The organism is Mesorhizobium sp. M0145 (genome assembly GCF_040322355.1).
Lineage (GTDB): Bacteria > Pseudomonadota > Alphaproteobacteria > Rhizobiales > Rhizobiaceae > Mesorhizobium.
The window spans coordinates 268107-286390 of sequence record NZ_JAMYTK010000001.1 but is presented as its reverse complement, the minus strand read 5'-3'; the positions used below and the strand labels follow the sequence as shown (position 1 = coordinate 286390).

Annotated in this window: 17 protein-coding genes; 10 read left to right on the top strand and 7 right to left on the bottom strand. The window is 63.2% G+C overall.

The genetic code is table 11. The features are described from left to right. Positions 1-87: 87 nt before the first annotated feature. The 10 genes from NKJ28_RS01450 (at position 88) to NKJ28_RS01405 (ending at position 10988) form a co-directional block, all read left to right on the top strand. The gene (locus NKJ28_RS01450; RefSeq protein WP_023675352.1) at positions 88-1476 is read left to right on the top strand and encodes an aldehyde dehydrogenase family protein; all 1389 of its coding nucleotides are present in this window, start codon (positions 88-90) and stop codon (positions 1474-1476) included. 42 nt (positions 1477-1518) lie between these two features. Further along, positions 1519-2004: a DUF2569 domain-containing protein gene (locus NKJ28_RS01445; RefSeq protein WP_023675353.1), complete on the top strand. Its 486-nt coding sequence runs from the start codon at positions 1519-1521 to the stop codon at positions 2002-2004. Positions 2005-2042: 38 nt separating this feature from the next. Continuing rightward, positions 2043-3215, top strand: a complete 1173-nt coding sequence (locus NKJ28_RS01440; protein WP_023675354.1) for an iron-containing alcohol dehydrogenase — start codon at positions 2043-2045, stop codon at positions 3213-3215. 242 nt (positions 3216-3457) lie between these two features. Beyond that, on the top strand, positions 3458-4564 hold the full coding sequence (locus NKJ28_RS01435) for an ABC transporter substrate-binding protein (protein WP_023675355.1): 1107 nt from the start codon (positions 3458-3460) through the stop codon (positions 4562-4564). 64 nt (positions 4565-4628) lie between these two features. Continuing rightward, complete coding sequence (locus tag NKJ28_RS01430) at positions 4629-5543, top strand: ABC transporter permease (RefSeq protein WP_023675356.1); 915 nt, start codon at positions 4629-4631, stop codon at positions 5541-5543. Further along, positions 5540-6331, top strand: a complete 792-nt coding sequence (locus NKJ28_RS01425) for an ABC transporter permease (RefSeq protein ID WP_023675357.1) — start codon at positions 5540-5542, stop codon at positions 6329-6331. Before NKJ28_RS01430 ends, NKJ28_RS01425 begins: the two co-directional genes overlap by 4 nt. Positions 6332-6347: 16 nt before the next feature. After that, positions 6348-7412 (top strand): ABC transporter ATP-binding protein, encoded by a 1065-nt coding sequence (locus tag NKJ28_RS01420; RefSeq protein WP_023675358.1) that lies wholly within the window; start codon positions 6348-6350, stop codon positions 7410-7412. 177 nt (positions 7413-7589) lie between these two features. Further along, positions 7590-9140, top strand: coding sequence for a cation:proton antiporter (locus NKJ28_RS01415; protein WP_023675359.1), 1551 nt, complete (start codon positions 7590-7592; stop codon positions 9138-9140). Between the two features lie 89 nt (positions 9141-9229). Further along, positions 9230-10135, top strand: a complete 906-nt coding sequence (locus NKJ28_RS01410) for an endonuclease/exonuclease/phosphatase family protein (protein WP_352633689.1) — start codon at positions 9230-9232, stop codon at positions 10133-10135. 7 nt (positions 10136-10142) lie between these two features. Beyond that, a complete protein-coding gene (locus NKJ28_RS01405; protein WP_023675361.1) occupies positions 10143-10988 on the top strand; it encodes an EamA family transporter in 846 nt (281 codons plus the stop codon). Here the strand turns inward: NKJ28_RS01405 and NKJ28_RS01400 are convergent, their stop codons facing one another. From NKJ28_RS01400 to NKJ28_RS01370, 7 genes are read right to left on the bottom strand one after another with little or no spacing between them, the layout of a single operon-like run. Then, on the bottom strand, positions 10989-11300 hold the full coding sequence (locus NKJ28_RS01400; RefSeq protein ID WP_352448247.1) for a Dabb family protein: 312 nt from the start codon (positions 11298-11300) through the stop codon (positions 10989-10991). A 10-nt stretch (positions 11301-11310) separates the two neighbouring features. Further along, positions 11311-12939: a GMC family oxidoreductase gene (locus tag NKJ28_RS01395; protein ID WP_352633687.1), complete on the bottom strand. Its 1629-nt coding sequence runs from the start codon at positions 12937-12939 to the stop codon at positions 11311-11313. A gap of 12 nt (positions 12940-12951) precedes the next feature. After that, positions 12952-13713, bottom strand: a complete 762-nt coding sequence (locus NKJ28_RS01390) for a 3-ketoacyl-ACP reductase (RefSeq protein WP_352633685.1) — start codon at positions 13711-13713, stop codon at positions 12952-12954. After that, positions 13710-15224 carry a GMC oxidoreductase gene (locus NKJ28_RS01385; RefSeq protein ID WP_352633683.1) on the bottom strand — a complete coding sequence of 505 codons (1515 nt, stop codon included), beginning with the start codon at positions 15222-15224 and terminating at the stop codon, positions 13710-13712. Before NKJ28_RS01385 ends, NKJ28_RS01390 begins: the two co-directional genes overlap by 4 nt. 5 nt (positions 15225-15229) lie before the next feature. Further along, entirely contained in the window at positions 15230-16345 is a 1116-nt protein-coding gene (locus NKJ28_RS01380; RefSeq protein ID WP_352576144.1) for an ABC transporter ATP-binding protein, read from the bottom strand. Positions 16346-16349: 4 nt separating this feature from the next. Further along, positions 16350-17294 (bottom strand): carbohydrate ABC transporter permease, encoded by a 945-nt coding sequence (locus tag NKJ28_RS01375; protein ID WP_023675367.1) that lies wholly within the window; start codon positions 17292-17294, stop codon positions 16350-16352. Then, positions 17291-18250: a carbohydrate ABC transporter permease gene (locus NKJ28_RS01370; RefSeq protein WP_023675368.1), complete on the bottom strand. Its 960-nt coding sequence runs from the start codon at positions 18248-18250 to the stop codon at positions 17291-17293. Before NKJ28_RS01370 ends, NKJ28_RS01375 begins: the two co-directional genes overlap by 4 nt. Positions 18251-18284: the final 34 nt, after the last annotated feature.

Below are 18284 nucleotides of genomic sequence, written 5' to 3'. Positions count from 1 at the left end.
CCGTCAGTATACGGGAGAAGGTGCCGGCAGGCGGATGAGGGGCGGTGCTAACCAACGACATTATTGTAGAATGCGAGGACCCAAGGCATGACCGAAACGGTCAAGATAAAATCCCCCGTCGACGGTTCGATCTATGCCGAACGGCCTCTTGCCACGGACCAGGCGATCGGTGCCGCGGTCGAACGTGCCAAGGCGGCGCAGGAGAAGTGGGCTGAGACGCCGGTCGTCGAGCGCGGCAAATACATGCTTGCCATGCTGGAAGCGCTGGTCGCCATGACCGACGAGATCGTGCCGGAGATCGCCTGGCAGATGGGCAGGCCGGTGCGCTATGGCGGCGAGTTCGGCGGCGTCAGGGAACGCGTCAGCTACATGGTCGAGATCGCCGAGGCGGCCCTGAAGCCGGTCATGGCCTCCAATCCGAAGGACGGCTTTCGCCGCTATGTGAAGAAGGTGCCACTCGGCGTGGTCATGGTGATCGCGCCGTGGAACTATCCCTATCTCACCGCCGTCAACACCATCGTGCCGGCGCTGATGGCGGGCAGCGCCGTCATCCTCAAGCATGCGGCACAGACATTGTTGGTCGGCGAGCGGTTTCAGCAGGCGTTTGATAAGGCCGGCCTGCCCAAGGGCCTGTTCCAGAATCTCGTCATGAACCACGCGCAGACTGAAAGGCTGCTCGGCTCCGGCAAGATCGACCACGTCAACTTCACCGGCTCGGTCGCCGGCGGCCGCGCCATCGAGAACGCGGCGGCGGGCACCTTCATGACGCTCGGCCTCGAACTCGGCGGCAAGGATCCGGCCTATGTGCTGCCGGACGCAAAGATGGACCATGCCGTTGCCAATCTGGTCGACGGCGCCTTCTATAATTCCGGCCAGTGCTGCTGCGGCATCGAGCGCGTCTATGTCCACGAGAAGGTCTACGATGAATTCGTCGAGGGCTTCATTGCCGAGACCAGGAACTACGTCGTCGGCAATCCGCTCGACCAGGCGACCACCATGGGGCCGATGGCGCAGGCGCGCTTCGCCGACCTGATCCGCGAGCAGAAGGCCGAGGCGCTGCGCAAGGGCGCCAGGGCACACATCAATATGAAGGTGGCCAACGACAGGCAAGGTTCCCCCTATCTGGCGCCGGAAGTGCTGACCCAGGTCGACCACCAGATGAGCGTCATGCGCGAGGAAAGCTTTGGCCCGATCGTCGGCATCATGAAGGTGCGCAACGACGAGGAGGCGATCGCGCTGATGAACGATAGCCCCTATGGGCTGACGGCCTCTATCTGGACGCGCGACACCGACCACGCGGCGGCGATCGGCGACCGCGTCGAGACCGGCACCGTGTTCATGAACCGCTGCGACTATCTCGACCCGGCGCTGGTCTGGACCGGCGTCAAGGACACCGGCAAGGGCGCGGCACTGTCGGCCATCGGCTACGACAATCTGACCAGGCCGAAATCATACCATCTGCGCGAGGTGATCTAAGGTGGCGATCGACAGGCATGCGATCGCTGTTGAGGGGGAGTAATGGCGGATACACAACAATCGGTGCTGCCAGATGGTGAGGGTCCCGAGGGTATCGGCGGATGGCTTGTCCTGCCGATGCTCGGGTTGATGCTCACGCCGATACTGGGGTTGGTACAACTGCACAATACCGACTATCTCGGCTTCGACTGGCAGGCCTTCAGTTTTTCTCAAGGCGCGCTGCTCGTTGCCGAACTGGTGACAGCAGGCGTTCTAAGCCTTACAGCCCCGGTCCTGTTATTGTTCTTCATGTTCAAGCGCTGGGAGATATTCCCGGGCTGGTACATGATTTGGGCAGTCGCGATGCCGGTATATGCCATCCTCGACCCATGGGCCGCGCATCTGGTTTTTCGCGAGAGCTTTCCAACCTTGGCTGATGCGTTCGACAGCGAAACGATGCGCGGAATTTACCGTTCCGTCTGGGCCGCAGCCATCTGGATTCCGTACATGATGCGGTCAGACCGTGTGGCCAATACCTTTGTGAATTGACGACATCCGAGAGCACGAAAGCAGTCAAGAAGGTCGAAATGACAAAACTCGTTTCCAAATGGAATTACCCGACGACCGTCCGCTTCGGCGCCGGACGCATCAAGGAGCTGCCGGAGGTGCTGGCGGCGACCGGCATCAAGCGGCCGCTGTTCGTCACCGATCCGGGACTGGCCAGGCTGCCGGTGGTGGCCTCGACGCTGAAGATCCTCGACGACGCCAAGGTGCCGTATGGCGTATTTTCCGAGGTCAAGCCGAACCCGGTGGATTCCAACCTGACCGCCGGCATTGCCGTGTTCAAGAAGGGCAAGCATGACGGCGTCATTGCCTTTGGCGGCGGCTCGGCGCTCGACCTCGGCAAGCTGATCGCCTTCCAGGCCGGGCAGACGCGGCCGGTCTGGGATTTCGAGGATGTCGGCGACTGGTGGACGCGCGCCGATGCCGATGCGATCGCGCCGATCATCGCCGTGCCGACCACGGCCGGCACCGGCTCGGAAGTCGGCCGCGCCGGCGTCATCACCAATGAAGCGACCCATACCAAGAAGGTCATCTTCCATCCAAAGCTTTTGCCGGCGATCGTCATTGCCGATCCGGAGCTGTCGGTCGGCATGCCGGGCTTCATCACCGCCGGCACCGGCATGGATGCGCTTGCCCATTGCCTCGAAGCCTATTGCGCGCCGGGCTATCACCCGATGGCCGACGGCATCGCCGTGGAAGGCATAAGGCTGGTCTTCGAAAACCTGCCGAAAGCCTATGCCAACGGCAAGGATCTGGTCGCCCGCGCCAACATGATGAGCGCCGCTGCCATGGGAGCGGCCGCCTTCCAGAAAGGGCTTGGAGCGATTCATTCGCTGTCGCATCCGATCGGCGCGCTCTACGACACCCACCATGGCATGACCAACGCCGTGTTCATGCCCTACGTGCTGGCCTTCAACCGAGAGGCGATCGAGCCGCGCATAGCCCGGCTCGCCGCCTATTGCGGCATCAAGGGCGGCTTCGACGGTTTTGCGAAGGCGATCATCAAGCTGCGCAAGGAGCTCAAGGTGCCGCATGCGCTGCCCGGCCTGATCAAGGGGCTCGACATGGACAAGAAACGCAAGGGCCTGATCGCCGACATGGCGGTGGTCGATCCGACCGCCGGCGGCAACCCGGTCAAGCTGACCAAAAAGGCGGCGCTGACGCTGCTCGAAAACGCCATCGCCGGCACCGTCTGAGAAAATTTTCGCATCGGAAATCGACTTGGGAAAAGAGGCAAAGGAAAGGGGGAAAGATGAAAGGCAAGATCGAAACTAGTTAGCCGGAAAAAGAATCGCGAAGCGATTGCTACAGCCGGTTAAAAAGAGTTTACTTTTTCGTACTGCGGGGCATCGCTTTCACAAAGCTTTCATCTGGCTGTCACACGAAAACGATACCGCATCGCAGGCGTCCAACGGCGTCAGTTCAACGGAGAGAACACATGTTCAAATTCACGGGAAAACTGCTTTCCCTTTCGGCCGTCGCCCTGATGGCGACCTCTGCCATCTCGTCGGCCCAGTCCATGGATGAACTGGTCGCCGCAGCCAAGGCTGAAGGCCAGCTCACGGTCATCGCGCTGCCGCATGACTGGTGCGGCTACGGCGCGGTCATCGACGGCTTCAAGGCAAAATATCCGGAACTCACCATCAACGAGCTCAACCCCGATGCCGGCTCCGGCGACGAGGTCGAGGCGATCAAGGCCAACAAGGACAACAAGGGCCCGCAAGCGCCCGACGTCATCGACGTCGGCCTGAGCTTCGGCCCGACCGCAAAGAAGGATGGCCTGATCCAGGCTTATAAAGTATCAACCTGGGACTCGATCCCGGACAGCGCCAAGGATGCCGAAGGCTTTTGGACCGGCGACTATTACGGCGTGCTTTCGTTTCTGGTGAACAAGGACCTGGTCAAGGAAGCGCCGGCCGACTGGGCCGACTTGCTGAAGCCGGAATTCGCCAATACCGTGGCGCTCGCCGGTGACCCGCGTGCTTCGAACCAGGCCATCCAGGCAGTCTATGCCGCCGGCCTTTCCGGCGGTGCGGCTGCCGGCGAAGCCGCCGGCACGGCTGGTCTCGACTTCTTCAAGAAGCTCAACGCCGCCGGCAATTTCGTGCCGGTCATCGGCAAGCCCGCGACGCTTGCCCAAGGCCAGACGCCAATCCTGGTGACCTGGGATTATAACGCGCTTGCCGGCCGTGATACGCTGAAGGGCAATCCGCCGGTCGACGTCGTCGTGCCGAAGACCGGTGTCGTCGCCGGCGTCTATGTTCAGGCGATTAGTGCTTACGCGCCGCACCCGAATGCTGCCAAGCTATGGCTGGAATATCTCTATTCCGACGAAGGCCAGATCGGCTGGCTGAAGGGCTATTGTCACCCGATCCGCTTCAACGACCTCGCCAAGAGTGGCAAGCTCCCGGCTGACGTGATGGCCAAGCTGCCGCCGGCCGAGTCCTATGCAGCCGCGGTGTTCCCGACGCTCGACGAGCAGGGCAAGGCCAAGGAAGCCATCACCAAGAACTGGGATGCCGTCGTCGGCGCCAACGTCAAGTAAGACTTGAGATCAGCCGGGCGGCTTAGATCGCCGCCCGGCATACCTCCAGGACGGTAGCCGGCGCATGACCGATATCTCGTTGTCCGATCACGCTGTTGCCGGGAAGACCGCGCCTCCTGCCGACGCCCGCAGCATGAGGCTGCCGACGCAATGGCTTGGCGTTGCGCCTTTCTTCATCTTCGCCATCATGTTCCTGATCCTGCCCACGCTCTATCTGATGCTGGGCGCATTCCGGAACGATGCCGGCGAATTCACTTTCGAAAACATAGCGGCCTTGGCGCAGCCGTCGATCGTTGCCGCCTACTGGATCTCAATCAAGGTCAGCCTCGCCTCGTCGCTGATCGGTGCTTTCGCGGGGCTTGCCATTGCCATCGCCATCGTGCGCGGCGGGCTGCCGGAGTGGATACGCTCGGCGACACTGACCTTTTCCGGCGTGGCCTCCAATTTTGCCGGCGTGCCGCTGGCCTTCGCCTTTCTCGCGACGCTCGGCCGGCTTGGGCTCGCCACGGTGCTGCTCAACGTCTTGGTCGGCTTCAACATTTATGCCCATGGTTTCAACATCCTGTCGTTCTGGGGCCTGACGCTGACCTATGTCTATTTCCAGATCCCGCTGATGGTGGTGATCATCGTGCCGGCGATCGATGGGCTGAAGAAGGAATGGGGCGAAGCGGCGGCAACGCTTGGCGCGACCCAGGCGCAGTTCTGGCGCATGGTCGTCATTCCGGTGATCTGGCCAAGTTTCCTCGGCACCGTCATCCTCTTGTTCGCCAACGCCTTCGGTGCCATCGCCACCGCTTACGCTCTGACCGGCTCCTCGCTTAATATCGTCCCTATCCTGCTCTACGCGCAGATCCGCGGTGACGTGCTGCACAATGCCCATCTCGGCTACGCCATCGCCTTCGGCATGATCGTCATCACTGGGCTGGCCAATGTCTTCTACATCTGGTTCCGGACGCGCTCTGAGAGGTGGCTCAAATGAAGTCCGGCAGATTCTGGGCCTGGATCGTCTTCGCGCTGGGCGCGGCCTATTTCTTCATTCCGCTGATCGCGACCGTGGAATTCTCCATGCGCATGCGGCGCGGCGCCTATTCCTTCGATGCTTATCAGGTCGTGCTCGGCGATCCCCGCTTCCAGGCGACCTTCATCTATTCGGTGGTCGCCGCCATCTTCACTATCGTCCTTGGCGTGCTGGTGGTGGTGCCGGCGGCGTACTGGATTCGTCTGCGGCTGCCGCAGCTAAGGCCCGTCGTCGAGTTCATCACGCTGTTGCCGCTGGTCATCCCGGCCATCGTTATCGTCTTCGGCTACATCAGAATGTACGGGTCGAACTCACCGCTGCCGTTCCTGGCCAGCGAGACAGGAGCCAATGCCTTGCTGGTCATCGGTTATGCGACACTCGCGCTGCCCTATATGTATCGCGCCGTCGACACCGGGCTTCGCACAATCGACGTGCGGACACTGACTGAGGCGGCGCAGATCCTCGGCGCCGGCTGGGGCACGATCATCACTCGGGTCATCCTGCCCAACGTGCTGATCGCGGTGCTGTCGGGCGCCTTCCTGACCTTCGCCATCGTCATCGGTGAATTTACCATGGCCAGCCTGCTCAACCGGCCTGCTTTCGGACCCTATCTGCAGAACGTCGGCGCCAACCGCGCCTACGAGCCGGCGGCGCTTGCCATCATCGCCTTCGCCATCACCTGGGGCTGCATGTCGCTGATCCAGATCTTGTCGCGCTTCGCGCCGCGATCGGCGAACCGTCCGAACTGACCCGAAGGAAAAAGCCATGACCGAGCCATTCCTCTCAATCCAGCATGTGCGAAAATCCTTCGGCCCCATCACCGTGGTGCAGGATTTCAACCTCGACGTCGAGCCGGGCGAATTCGTCTCCTTCCTCGGCCCGTCGGGCTGCGGCAAGACGACGGTGCTGCGCATGGTCGCCGGTTTCGAGGAGCCAAGCGCCGGCAAGATCGTCGTGGCCGGCAAGGACATCACCCGGCTGAAGCCCAACCAGCGCAATGTCGGCATGGTGTTCCAGGCCTATGCGCTGTTTCCGAACCTCACCGTGGCACAGAATATCGGCTTCGGGCTGAAGGTCGCCGGCATGCCGAAGGCCGATGCCGACAGGCGCGTTGCCGAGATGCTCGACATCATCAAGCTGCCGCAGATGGGCGACCGCTATCCCTATCAGCTCTCCGGCGGTCAGCAGCAGCGCATCGCGCTGGCGCGGGCGATTGCGCCCAAGCCGAAACTGCTGCTGCTCGACGAGCCGCTGTCGGCACTCGACGCCAAGGTGCGCGTGTCGCTGCGCGAGGAAATCCGCTCGATCCAGAAGAAGCTCGGCATCACCACCATCTTCGTCACCCACGACCAGGAAGAGGCGCTGTCGATTTCCGACCGTATCGCGGTGATGTATGGCGGCAAGGCCGAGCAAGTCGGCACGCCGTTCGAGATCTACAACCGGCCGGCAACCAAATTCGTCGCCAATTTCGTCGGCACGCTGAACGTGCTCGAAGGCACGGTCACCGACGCGGCTTCGGGCAAGGTTCGCGTCAATTCGCAAGAGGTCTCGCTCAAGGGCAAGCTCAACGGCTCGAAATCCGGCGACACGCTGTCGTTGGCACTGCGTCCGGAAGCGATTTCGCTCGGGCGTCACCCCGGCCGCGACTCCAGCCTTTCGGGCGAAATCGCCGAGGTGCATTTCCTCGGCTCGGTCATCCGGGTGCGCGTCGGCATCGGTGGCAGCACGGTCTCGCTCGACACGTTCAACAGCCCGGCCACGCCGCCGCCGGCCGTCGGCGAAAAGGCCGAAATTTCGTTCTCGTCGGGCGACATGCTGGTGCTGCATTAGGAGAAGAGTGAATGGTGAATAGTGAATAGTGAATAGTGAATAGTGAGAATGCGCTTTACGCGCCGAAATTGCTCTGCAAGCAACCATTCACCATTCACCATTCACCATTCACCAGCAGCCTAAGCCGTGGCCGTTTTTTGCAGTGCCAATCGCCCGGCTTCACCGCTACGATAAGGCATGGCGCTTTTTGAACTCACCCTTGTCCTGCTTCTCATCGCGGTCGCCCTGACCGCGCTGTCGCGGCGTCTGCAGATTCCCTATCCGTCATTGCTGGCGCTGGCCGGCGCCGGCATCGCCTTCCTGCCGTTTGCCCCGACCATCGAGATCGACCCGGAGCTGGCGCTCGCTCTGTTCATCGCGCCGGTTCTGCTCGACGCGGCCTATGACACGTCGCTGCGCGATCTCAACCGCTACAAGGTTTCGCTCATCCTGCTGGCGCTTGGCGCCGTCATCTTCACCACCGTGACGGTCGCGCTGGTCGGCTGGACGATGGCAGGCCTGCCCATTGCCGCGGCCATAGCGCTCGGCGCGATCGTAGCGCCGCCCGATGCGGTGGCGGCGGCGGCCGTGCTCGGACAGTTCAAGGTGCCGCACCGCATCACCGCCATCCTGGAAGGCGAGAGCCTTCTCAACGACGCCACGGCGCTGTTGATCTACAGGATGTCGGTTTCCGCAGCCGCCGGCTCCATCCTGTTGAGCAGTGCCGTTCCAATGATCCTGCTGTCGACGGTCGGCAGCCTTGCCGCAGGCTATGTGCTCGGCCGGTTGTCTCTCGCCATACTCGGCCGCATCGACGACCCGGCGAGCGGCACCGTGGTGCAATTCGCCTCAACCTTCGGCGTCTGGATCCTGGCCGACAGGATAGGGCTTTCCGCCATCATCACGATCGTCGTCTATGCCATGACGATCGCACGTACATCGCCGCGCCGCATGCCGGCAAGGAATCGTGTCAGCTCCTACTCGGTCTGGGAGACGGCGGTGTTCGTGCTCAACGTGCTGGCCTTCGTTCTGATGGGCCTGCAAGCGCGGTCCATCGTCGGCCGACTTGCCGAGCAAGGACAAAGCGAGGCGTTCGTCTTTGCCCTGGCTGTGCTGGCCGTCGTCATCGTATCGCGGCTCGTCTGGGTTCTGGGCTGCGGCGCGATCCTCAGAGCGCTGGCACGTCTGGGCGACGAGGACAGGCGGAAGGACGCACCGACATTGCGCGGCGGCGTGCTCATCGGCTGGTGCGGCATGCGTGGCCTGGTGACGCTTGCGGCAGCCTTCGCCTTGCCGGCCGACTTTCCGGGCCGTGATCCGATCGTGCTCGCCGCTTTCACGGTCGTGCTCGGCACATTGGTGCTGCAAGGCGTCAGCCTGAAACCGTTGCTGCTTCTGCTCAATCTCGACCTCGACCGGACGGTCGACCGGGAGGTGGCGCAGGCGCGCGTCGCCATCATGCAGGCGGCGCTGGACGTGCTCAGCGGCAAGACATCGAGCGCGGCCGGGGCGGTGCGAGAGCAATATGCCGCCCAGCGCGCCATCGCCGAAAACCCGGAGGATGCCCAGGCGGCGACCGAGTATGACAGATTGCGTCTTTACGCCATCAAGAGCCAGCGCGATGCGCTGGAGCGTTTGCGCATCGACGGGACGATCGGCGACGAAGCCTACCACCGCCTTGAGGAAGAAATCGACTGGTCGGAACTGGCAGCATCCCCGCCCGGTCGGTTCCAGCCGCTGACCACTTAGCATCTGGCCCAAGCTCCCTCCGCCCGGCTGCACATTGCAAGGCTGTCAGCGAACGGCTACTGCCAGCAGGAAACTGAGCCGGATAAGCAATGAAGCTGGTCAGCTATAACATCCAGTACGGCTTCGGCAGCGATGGCCGCTACGACCTGGCGCGTTGTGCCAAGGTCGTGGCCGGCGCCGACATCGTCGCCTTGCAGGAGGTGGAACGGCACTGGTTGCGCAGCAACGAGGACGACCAGCCGGAACTTCTTTCGCAATTGCTGCCCGACTATCATTGGGTCTACGGGCCGGCCTTCGACATGGATGCCAGCCACCGGCGTGGAGGCCGCATCGTCAACCGGCGGCGGCAATTCGGCACCATGGTTCTGTCGAAGCTTCCGATCGTCTGGTCGCGGCTGCATACGCTGCCGCTCAGGCGCACGCTGCGGCCGCTCAACACCCGCAATGCCGCACTCGAATGCATGATCCGCACCCCTGCCGGTCCGGTGCGGGTGCTGTCGTTGCATCTGGCGCATATCGCGGCCGAGGAGCGGCTGGAGCAGATCGACTATTTGCTCGCCGAGCATCGCCGCGCGCCGTCCGAGGGCGGTCCATGGAGCGGCGCCGACGACGAGCCGGCGCGCAACTGGAGCAATGGCGAACAGGAGCCAGAAAACCCCGTAACGGCGATCTGGTTGGGCGACTTCAACATGGAGCCGGATAGCGCCGAGTACCGGCGCATTGTCGGCAGCGCGCCCTATCATCGCGGTGCCGCCTATCTCGACGGTTTTGTCGATGCCGCCGCCGTCGCAACAGCGGATTTCCACACCCATGTGAAGACTATCGATGGTAGGCTGGCAAAGCGCCGGCTCGACCATTGCTTCGTCGGCGGCATGTTTGCCGGGCGCGTGCGCTCGGTCAGCGCCGATATCGGGCAAATCGCTTCCGACCATTTTCCGCTCTGGGTCGATATCGACCTGGAGACGCCGATCGTCATCGGGACGGGCGGCGGATGAACCGCCGATGAGCCTGTTTGTCTTTTTCGCGGTGCTCGCCGCCGCTTCCATGCATGCGATCTGGAACGCGCTGGTCAAGGTCCATCTCGACCGTTTTCTGTCGATCACACTGATGACGCTCGGCATGGGTGCCGCTGCGCTGGTGACGTTGCCTTTCGTCGAGGTGCCGAAGCCGGAAGTGTGGCCATACATCCTCGCCTCGGTTGTCTTCCACATGGGCTACAGGACGTTCCTGATCGGCGCCTACAAGGCCGGCGATTTCGCCCAGACCTATCCGCTGGCGCGCGGCACCGCGCCATTGCTGGCCGCTTTGGGGGGCGTTGTGGTGGTTGCCGAGATGCCGGCGCCGCTCGCCATTCTCGGCATCCTCTTGTTGTCGGCGGGCACGCTGGTGCTGTCGTTTCGCGGCGGCGCGCATCTGGAGAAATTGAACCTGCGCGCCGTCGGCTTCGCACTGGGCACATCGATCTTCATCGCCAGCTACACGCTGTCGGACGGCAGCGGCGCGCGGCTGGCCGCCACCGCGTCGAGTTATGCCGCCTGGCTGTTCGTCTGCGATGCGCTGTGGGCGCTGGTGCTATGCGTCGTCTTTCGCGGCCCACAGGCGCTGCCGGTGCTGGCGCGCGACTGGAAGGCCGGAATCTATACCGGCGTGCTCAGCGGCGGCGCCTACTGGATCGTGATGTGGGCGATGACCAAGGCGCCGATCGCCTCGGTGGCGTCGCTGCGCGAAACATCGATCCTGTTCGCCATGATGATCTCGGTCTTCGCGCTCGGCGAGAAGATGACGGCATGGCGAGGTGCCGCGGTGCTTAGCATCGTTGCCGGCGTCGTTGCGCTGAGAATGGGATAGTCACGCGATCTCCAGATCAAACACCATCAGCCCGTCGGTGCCGCCTTCGAGCGCCGCGACCAGTTTTGCGCCGGCTCGCTGGTGCGCTTCATGCTCCAGATAGGCATCGCGTGCCGCAGCGTCGCGAAAGTCGATGGTGAAGCCGTGCGTGAAGCCGCGGGCGAAGGGTTCCGGGCTGGTATTGGCGCTGAATTCGACCTTGCCCATGCCGTCGATCACAGCCCGCAACGCTTCGAGATCGGCATGGATTGCCGCGCGCTCGGCGTCGGCGACATCGTTGCGAAATCTGACGAAGACACAATGCCTGATCATTCTTTGTCCCTCATGCCGCTCGGTTGGTGGAAAACACCGCCGGCGGCAGCGGCTCGCGGCCAAGGATCAGATCGGCGCCTTTTTCGCCAACCATGATCGTCGGGGCATTGGTGTTGGAGGAGGGGATGCGCGGCATCACCGAGGCGTCGCAGACGCGCAGGCCCTCGATACCGCGCAGCCTGAGATCTGGCGTTACCACGCTCATCGCATCGTGGCCCATGCGGCAGGTGCCGACCGGGTGGTGGTCGGTCTTGGAACTGCGGCAAGCGTAGTCGAACAACTCGTCGCCGCTCTGCAGGTCGGGTCCCGGCAGTACCTCGCGCAGCACATAGGGCTGCAGCGCCTTCTGCCGCATGATCTCGCGCGCCAGCCTCAGCCCCTTGATCGACATGTCACGGTCATAGGGATCGGACCAATAGTTCGGATCGATCAGCGGGCGGTCGGCCGGGTCGGCACTGTTCAGCCGCACCATGCCGCGCGAGCGCGGGCGCAGGAAGGCCGAGTTCAGTGTCACGCCCGGATTGTTCAGCTTCTCGACGCCGGCCTCGATGCCGGAGCCGAGGCCGAGATGCAGCTGGATGTCGGGAGAGGCGGCGGTCGGATCGGCGTACCAGAAGCCGCCGGTCTCGAACAGGCTGGAGGCCACCGGGCCTTTCTTCAGGAGCAGATATTGCAGCCCGGCCCAAGCCGTCCAGTGCAGCTTGGCGTAGTTGTCGTAGGTGTGATCGCCGGTGCATTCGGCGATGACGAACAGGTCGAGATGATCCTGCAGGTTGGAGCCGACGCCGGGCAAATCGTGCACCGGTGTCACGCCGACCGCCTTCAGATGGTCGGCCGGGCCGATGCCCGACTGCAGCAAAAGCTTCGGCGAGCCGATGGCGCCGGACGAGACGATCACCTCGCGCTCGGCGTGCAGGATCGTTGGCTGGCCGCCCGGCCTGTCGACGATCTCGACGCCGACGGCGCGGCCTTTGTCGACGACGATGCGTGTCACTAGAACGCCGGTCCTGATGGTGAGATTCTTGCGCTCCCGGATCGGCCTGAGATAGGCGACCGAGGCGGAGGAGCGCTTCGCGTCCTTCTGCGTCAATTGGTAATAGCCGACGCCCTCCTGGCTGGCGCCGTTGAAGTCGGGATTGAAGGGGATGCCCATCTCCTGTCCGGCACGGAAATAGGCCTCGCAGATCGGCAGCGGCGCGATCGGGTTCGACACGCCGAGCGGGCCTTGGTCGCCGTGGAAATCGTTGGCATAACGCTGGTTGTTCTCCGCGCGCTTGAAATAGGGCAGCACGTCGCGATAGCCCCAGCCGGCAAGGCCTTCTTCCTTCTCCCAGGCGTCGTAGTCGCGGGCGTTGCCGCGCGTGTAGATCTGCGCGTTGATCGACGAGCCGCCGCCGATCACCTTGGCCTGCGTGTATCGGAAGACGCGGTCGTTCATGTGCTTTTGCGGCACCGTCGACCAGCCCCAGGCGGCGATGCCCTTGGTCATCTTGGCAAAACCGGCCGGCATGTGGATCAGCGGATGCCAGTCCTTGCCGCCGGCTTCGAGCAGCAGCACCTGGTGCGACGGATCTTCGCTCAGCCGGTTGGCGAGTACGCAGCCGGCCGGGCCGGCGCCGACGATTATGTAGTCCGTCATGGCGTCACCTGTTCATAGCCTCGGCACCGACAGCGCGCCATCGACATTGATGACCGAGCCGGTCGAAAAGCCGAACTTGCCACCGGCGAGTGCTGCCACGGCGGCACCGATATCTTCGCTCTCGCCCCAGCGCATCGCCGGCACCAGCCCGCCGTCGATCAGCCCGTCATATTTGGCGGTCACACCCGCGGTCATGTCGGTGCGGATGATGCCCGGCCGCACCTCGAACACGGCGATGTTTTCGGTGGCAAGCCGCAGCGCCAGGTTCTTCACCCACATCGAAAGCCCAGCCTTGGAGATGCAGTAATCGGAACGTTCCGGCGAGGCCATGGCGGCGCTGACCGAGGTGATGGTGATGATCGATCTCGCACCATCGCTTGGCAGGCCGAGCATCGCTTTGGCGACGGCCTGGCTGAGGAATACGGTGCCGCGCAGATTGATGCCGAGCACCCGGTCGAAATTTTTGGGCTTGAGCTCGAGCAGATCGCCGCGCAGGACGGCGCCGATGCCGGCATTGTTGACCAGGCAGTCGATGCGGCCGAAGGCGCTTGTCGCGGCATCAATCAGCGCTGCGTGGCCGTCGAGGTCGGCGATGTCGCTGCTGGCATAGGCGAACTTCGCGCCGCGCCCGGTGATGTCGGCGGCGAGCCCGTCGGCGGCTTCGTCGGCAAGGTCTGAGAGGAGGATGTCGAAGCCTGCGTCGGCCAGCGCCTCGGCGCAAGCAAGGCCGATGCCGCGCGCGCCGCCGGTGACGATCGCTGCCGGGCGGCTCATGTTGCAAGCTCCGTCTTGCGGATATGATCGGCGACGCGCAGCGCCTGTGCGGCGATCGACAGCGCCGGATTGACGGCGGCCGAATTCGGCAGGAAGCCGGCATCGACGACGAACAAATTGCTGTGGTCGAAGGAGCGGCAGAACGGGTCGAGCGGCGAGGTCGCTGGATCGTTGCCCATCTTCACCGTGCCGCACTGATGTGAGGGCGTGCGCTTGTCAAACGGACGCGACAGGACGATCGGATAGCCGCAGGCGCGGAAATTCTCGCGCATCACCTTGGTCAGTCCGTCGAGCGACTGCATGTTGGAGCGCCGCCACTGCATGACGATGTCCTTGCCGTCGATCATGATGCGGCTCTCGGGATCGGGCAGGTCCTCGCACATCAGATACCAGTCGACGGCGCGGCCGGCCATGAAATCGAGCGCGAATTTGGGCGCGCGCCTGACATTGGCCTTGAGGATGTTGCCGTCGAGCTTGCCGAGGAGCTGGACATTGCCGAGCGGCTTGCCGCACTTGCCGTCGGACAGATAATAATCGTTCAGCATCAGCGTCTTCTGGTAGACGGATTTGTTCCGGCGGCGTGGATCGATCGCCAGCATGGCGCTCGAATTGTGATTCATGAAGTTGCGGCCGACCTGGTCGGAGCGGTTGGCCAGGCCTTTGCCACCGCCTCTGCCCTGAGGGGTGGGCGAGCGCAGCAGGATGGCGGCGGAATTGACTGCGCCGGCCGATAGGATGACCAGCTTCGGCGCGACTTTCTTCAGCGTACCGTTCTGTCGATAATGGACGGCGATGATCGTCCTCGCATCCGGCGATGCCTCGAGATATTCGACATGGGCGCCGGTCTCGAGCTTGATCTTCTGGTCGGCAAGGGCGGCGGCCAGCGGTCCCGTTTGGGCGTCGACCTTGCCGACGCCGGTGTTGGGAAAAGCGTCCCACGGCGTGCTGCCGTCTTTCAGCCAGGCTTCGATGTCGACGCCGAGCGGCAGCGATGCCGGGTGCAGGCCCAGGCTCTTCAACTCGGCGCGGGCACGCGCGATTGGCGGCTCGTCGGGCACCGGCCCGAAAGGGTAGGGCATCGAGTGGAACGGCTCGGTCGGGTCTTCGCCGAGTGCACCGCGCACGCGGAAAAGCTGCTCGGCCCTGGAATACCAGGGCTCGAATTCCTCGTAGGAAAACGGCCAGGCCGGCGAGACGCCGCCATAATGCTCCATCTCCGAAAAGTCTTCCCTGCGGTAGCGGATCAGCACCGCGCCGTAGAATTTCGAATTGCCGCCGACATAGTAGTAATTGCCCGGGTTGAACGGCGCTCCGCCGGCCTCAAGCCACATCTCCTTCGGCCGATAGTGACCATCGACGAAGATGGCTCGGGTGTCGCGTGTGTGCGGCGTTGCTGGCAGTGGTTCGCCGCGCTCCAGCATCAGGATCGAGGCGCCACCGCCGGCAAGGCCGGAGGCGATCGTGGCGCCGCCTATGCCGGAGCCGATGATGACGATGTCGGGATTTGTCATGGCCGTTAGACGATGCGTTTCTCGGTCGCCGGATCGAAGAACACCGCCTTGGTCAGGTTGAAGGCGAGCGGCGTGATCGTGCCGGGCTGGATTTTGGCATCGGCGCGCAGCCGTGCCACCACCGCCTTGCCGCCGAGATTGGTGACCGCGAACGTATCCGAGCCGGCCGGCTCGATGACCTCGATGTGACAGTCGGCGCGGGCGATGTTCGAGGCGTTGCGTTCGGCACCCTCGGGATCGGTCAATGCTTCCGGGCGAACGCCGAAGATGATCGGTTTTCCCTGGAATGCCGACAGGCCGGCCGGCGCATTGCCCAGCGGCAGCGAGATCGGCTGGCGCGCCTCGCGCTCCATGACGACGGAGAAGCCGCTGCCGTTGCTGCCGATCGTCGCCGGGATCAGGTTCATCGCCGGCGAGCCCATGAAGTCGGCAACAAACAGGTTGACCGGATTGTTATAGATTTCGGCTGGCGTGCCGAACTGCTGCACCTCGCCGTCGCGCATCACCGCGATCTTGGTGGCCAGCGTCATCGCCTCGATCTGGTCGTGGGTGACGTAGACGATGGTGGTGCCGGTGGTGGCGTGCAGGCGCTTGATCTCGATGCGCATGTCGACACGCAGCTTGGCATCGAGATTGGACAAAGGCTCGTCGAACAGGAACAGCTTTGGATCGCGCACCAGCGCCCGGCCCATGGCGACGCGCTGGCGCTGGCCGCCGGAGAGCTGGCTTGGCTTGCGCTTCAGCAAATGGCCGATCTGCAGGACCTTCGCCACCTTGTCGATCGCCTTCTGGCGCTCGCCGGCCGGCACGCCGCGCATCTCCATGCCGAAGGCGATATTGCCGGCAACCGTCATGTTCGGATAGAGCGCGTAGCTCTGGAAGACCATGGCGATGTCGCGCTTGGAGGGGTGGAGATCGTTGATCGTGCGTCCGTCGACGCGGATTTCCCCTTCGGTGATGGTTTCCAGGCCGGCAATAGTGTTGAGCAGCGTGGACTTGCCGCAACCGGAAGGCCCGACCAGCACGAGGAAGCCGCCCTTTTCCAGGTCGAGGTCGATGCCTTTCAGGATCTCGACCGCTCCGAAACGCTTCTTCAGCCCGTCAATTTCCAGAAAAGCCATGCGATTATCCTTTGACGGCGCCGGCCATCAGGCCGCGCACGAAATAGCGGCCGGCGAGCACGTAGACGAGGAGCGTCGGCAGCGCGGCGATCATCGCCGCCGCCATGTTGACGTTGTATTCGACGACGCCGGTCGAGGTGTTGACGACATTGTTCAGCGCCACCGTCATCGGCATCACGTCGCCTGAGCCGGCATAGGCGGAAGCGAAGAGGAAGTCGTTCCAGATGTTGGTGAACTGGTAGATCACCGTCACCACGATGATCGGCAGCGAGTTGGGCAGCATGATGCGCCGGAAGATCTGGAAGAAGCTGGCGCCGTCGATCTGCGCCGCCTTCACCAGCTCGTTCGGAAACGCTTCGTAATAATTGCGGAAGAACAGGGTGGTGAAGCCGATGCCGTAGACGACGTGAACGAACACCAGGTTCACGGTCGGATTGCCGAAGCCGAAGGTGAGGCCGGTCGCGTTCTGCAGCTTGACGCCGAACCGGCCGAGGCTGCCGAGGATCGTTGCCATCGGCAAGAGGACGGACTGGAACGGAATGAAGCAGGCAAACAGCATCAGCCCGAACACCAGCGTCGCCCCGCGAAAGCGCCACTTCGTCAGCACATAGCCGTTGAGCGCGCCGAGCAGGGTCGAGATGATGACCGCCGGAACCACCATCTTGATCGAGTTCCAGAAATAACCCTTCATGCCGACGCAGGTGAGACCCGAGCAAACCTCGCTCCACGCCCTTATCCAAGGTGCGAAGGTCGGCTCCTGCGGCAGCGCCAGCATGTTGCCGTTCTGGATTTCGTCCATGGTCTTGAACGAGGTCACCAGCATGACGAACAGCGGCATCAGATAGAACAGCGCGAATAGCGCCAGCAGCCCGTAGATGACGATACGGTTGACCGTCCTGGCGCTGATACCGCCAGTGCTCTGGCGAGCAGGAGTGGCCACGGCGCTCATCGCGGCTTCTCCCGAAGCTCGGAATAGAGATAGGGAACGATGATCGCGGTGATGGTCATCAGCATGATCACGGCGCTGGCCGAGCCGACGGCCATCTCGTTGCGCTTGAAGGTGTACTCATACATGAAGTTGGACGGCAGCCAGGCCGAACCGCCCGGCCCGCCGCTGGTCAGCGCGACCACCAGATCGTAGGATTTGATGGCGAGATGCGCGAGGACGATCAAGGCGGACAGGAAGATCGGCCGCAGCAGCGGGATGACGATGCGACGGTAGAGCTGGAAGGTGGTGGCGCCGTCGATCTGCGCCGCCTTCAGGATCTCGCCGTCGATGCCGCGCAGGCCGGCCAGGAACATCGCCATGATGAAGCCCGACGCCTGCCAGACGCCGGCGATGACCACTGTGTAGATGACGAAATCCTTGTTCTTGATCCAGTCGAAATGGAAGCTCGTCCAGCCCCATTGGTGCAGCGTCTGCTCGAGGCCGAGGCCGGGGTCCAGAAACCATTTCCAGGCAACGCCGGTGACGATGAACGACAGTGCCATCGGGTAGAGGTAGATCGGCCGCAGCACACCTTCGCCGCGGATCTTCTGGTCGAGCAGGATCGCCAGGAACAGGCCGAGCGCCAGGCAGATGGAAATATAGAGGAAGCCGAAAATCCCCATATTGGTGATCGACGTGTACCAGGAGGACGGCGGATCGCTTTCGAAAGTCCAGCGCCATAGCCGCTGATAGGCGCGTGGCCCGGTGATCGCATAGGAGGGAAAGGTCTTGGAATTGGTGAAGGACAGATAGATCGTCCACAGGATGAAGCCGTAGACGAAGACGATAGTGGCGGCGAAGCTCGGCGCCAGCACGAGCTTCGGCAGCGCGTCCTGAAGGCGCGAGCGCACCGTGGCGCCCGGACGGGCATCGTGCTCCGGCGTCAGCGTGATACTGGTTTCAGCAACTGTGCTCATCTGTCCATTCCGTATGGCGGGTCCGGAATTCTGC

What these genes read in the sequence shown, in the direction of transcription:
- NKJ28_RS01450 (WP_023675352.1), top strand. Translation starts at nt 88, where the DNA reads ATGACCGAAACGGTCAAGATAAAATCCCCCGTCGACGGTTCGATCTAT.
- NKJ28_RS01445 (WP_023675353.1), top strand. Translation starts at nt 1,519, where the DNA reads ATGGCGGATACACAACAATCGGTGCTGCCAGATGGTGAGGGTCCCGAG.
- NKJ28_RS01440 (WP_023675354.1), top strand. Translation starts at nt 2,043, where the DNA reads ATGACAAAACTCGTTTCCAAATGGAATTACCCGACGACCGTCCGCTTC.
- NKJ28_RS01435 (WP_023675355.1), top strand. Translation starts at nt 3,458, where the DNA reads ATGTTCAAATTCACGGGAAAACTGCTTTCCCTTTCGGCCGTCGCCCTG.
- NKJ28_RS01430 (WP_023675356.1), top strand. Translation starts at nt 4,629, where the DNA reads ATGACCGATATCTCGTTGTCCGATCACGCTGTTGCCGGGAAGACCGCG.
- NKJ28_RS01425 (WP_023675357.1), top strand. Translation starts at nt 5,540, where the DNA reads ATGAAGTCCGGCAGATTCTGGGCCTGGATCGTCTTCGCGCTGGGCGCG.
- NKJ28_RS01420 (WP_023675358.1), top strand. Translation starts at nt 6,348, where the DNA reads ATGACCGAGCCATTCCTCTCAATCCAGCATGTGCGAAAATCCTTCGGC.
- NKJ28_RS01415 (WP_023675359.1), top strand. Translation starts at nt 7,590, where the DNA reads ATGGCGCTTTTTGAACTCACCCTTGTCCTGCTTCTCATCGCGGTCGCC.
- NKJ28_RS01410 (WP_352633689.1), top strand. Translation starts at nt 9,230, where the DNA reads ATGAAGCTGGTCAGCTATAACATCCAGTACGGCTTCGGCAGCGATGGC.
- NKJ28_RS01405 (WP_023675361.1), top strand. Translation starts at nt 10,143, where the DNA reads ATGAGCCTGTTTGTCTTTTTCGCGGTGCTCGCCGCCGCTTCCATGCAT.
- NKJ28_RS01400 (WP_352448247.1), bottom strand. Translation starts at nt 11,300, where the DNA reads ATGATCAGGCATTGTGTCTTCGTCAGATTTCGCAACGATGTCGCCGAC.
- NKJ28_RS01395 (WP_352633687.1), bottom strand. Translation starts at nt 12,939, where the DNA reads ATGACGGACTACATAATCGTCGGCGCCGGCCCGGCCGGCTGCGTACTC.
- NKJ28_RS01390 (WP_352633685.1), bottom strand. Translation starts at nt 13,713, where the DNA reads ATGAGCCGCCCGGCAGCGATCGTCACCGGCGGCGCGCGCGGCATCGGC.
- NKJ28_RS01385 (WP_352633683.1), bottom strand. Translation starts at nt 15,224, where the DNA reads ATGACAAATCCCGACATCGTCATCATCGGCTCCGGCATAGGCGGCGCC.
- NKJ28_RS01380 (WP_352576144.1), bottom strand. Translation starts at nt 16,345, where the DNA reads ATGGCTTTTCTGGAAATTGACGGGCTGAAGAAGCGTTTCGGAGCGGTC.
- NKJ28_RS01375 (WP_023675367.1), bottom strand. Translation starts at nt 17,294, where the DNA reads ATGAGCGCCGTGGCCACTCCTGCTCGCCAGAGCACTGGCGGTATCAGC.
- NKJ28_RS01370 (WP_023675368.1), bottom strand. Translation starts at nt 18,250, where the DNA reads ATGAGCACAGTTGCTGAAACCAGTATCACGCTGACGCCGGAGCACGAT.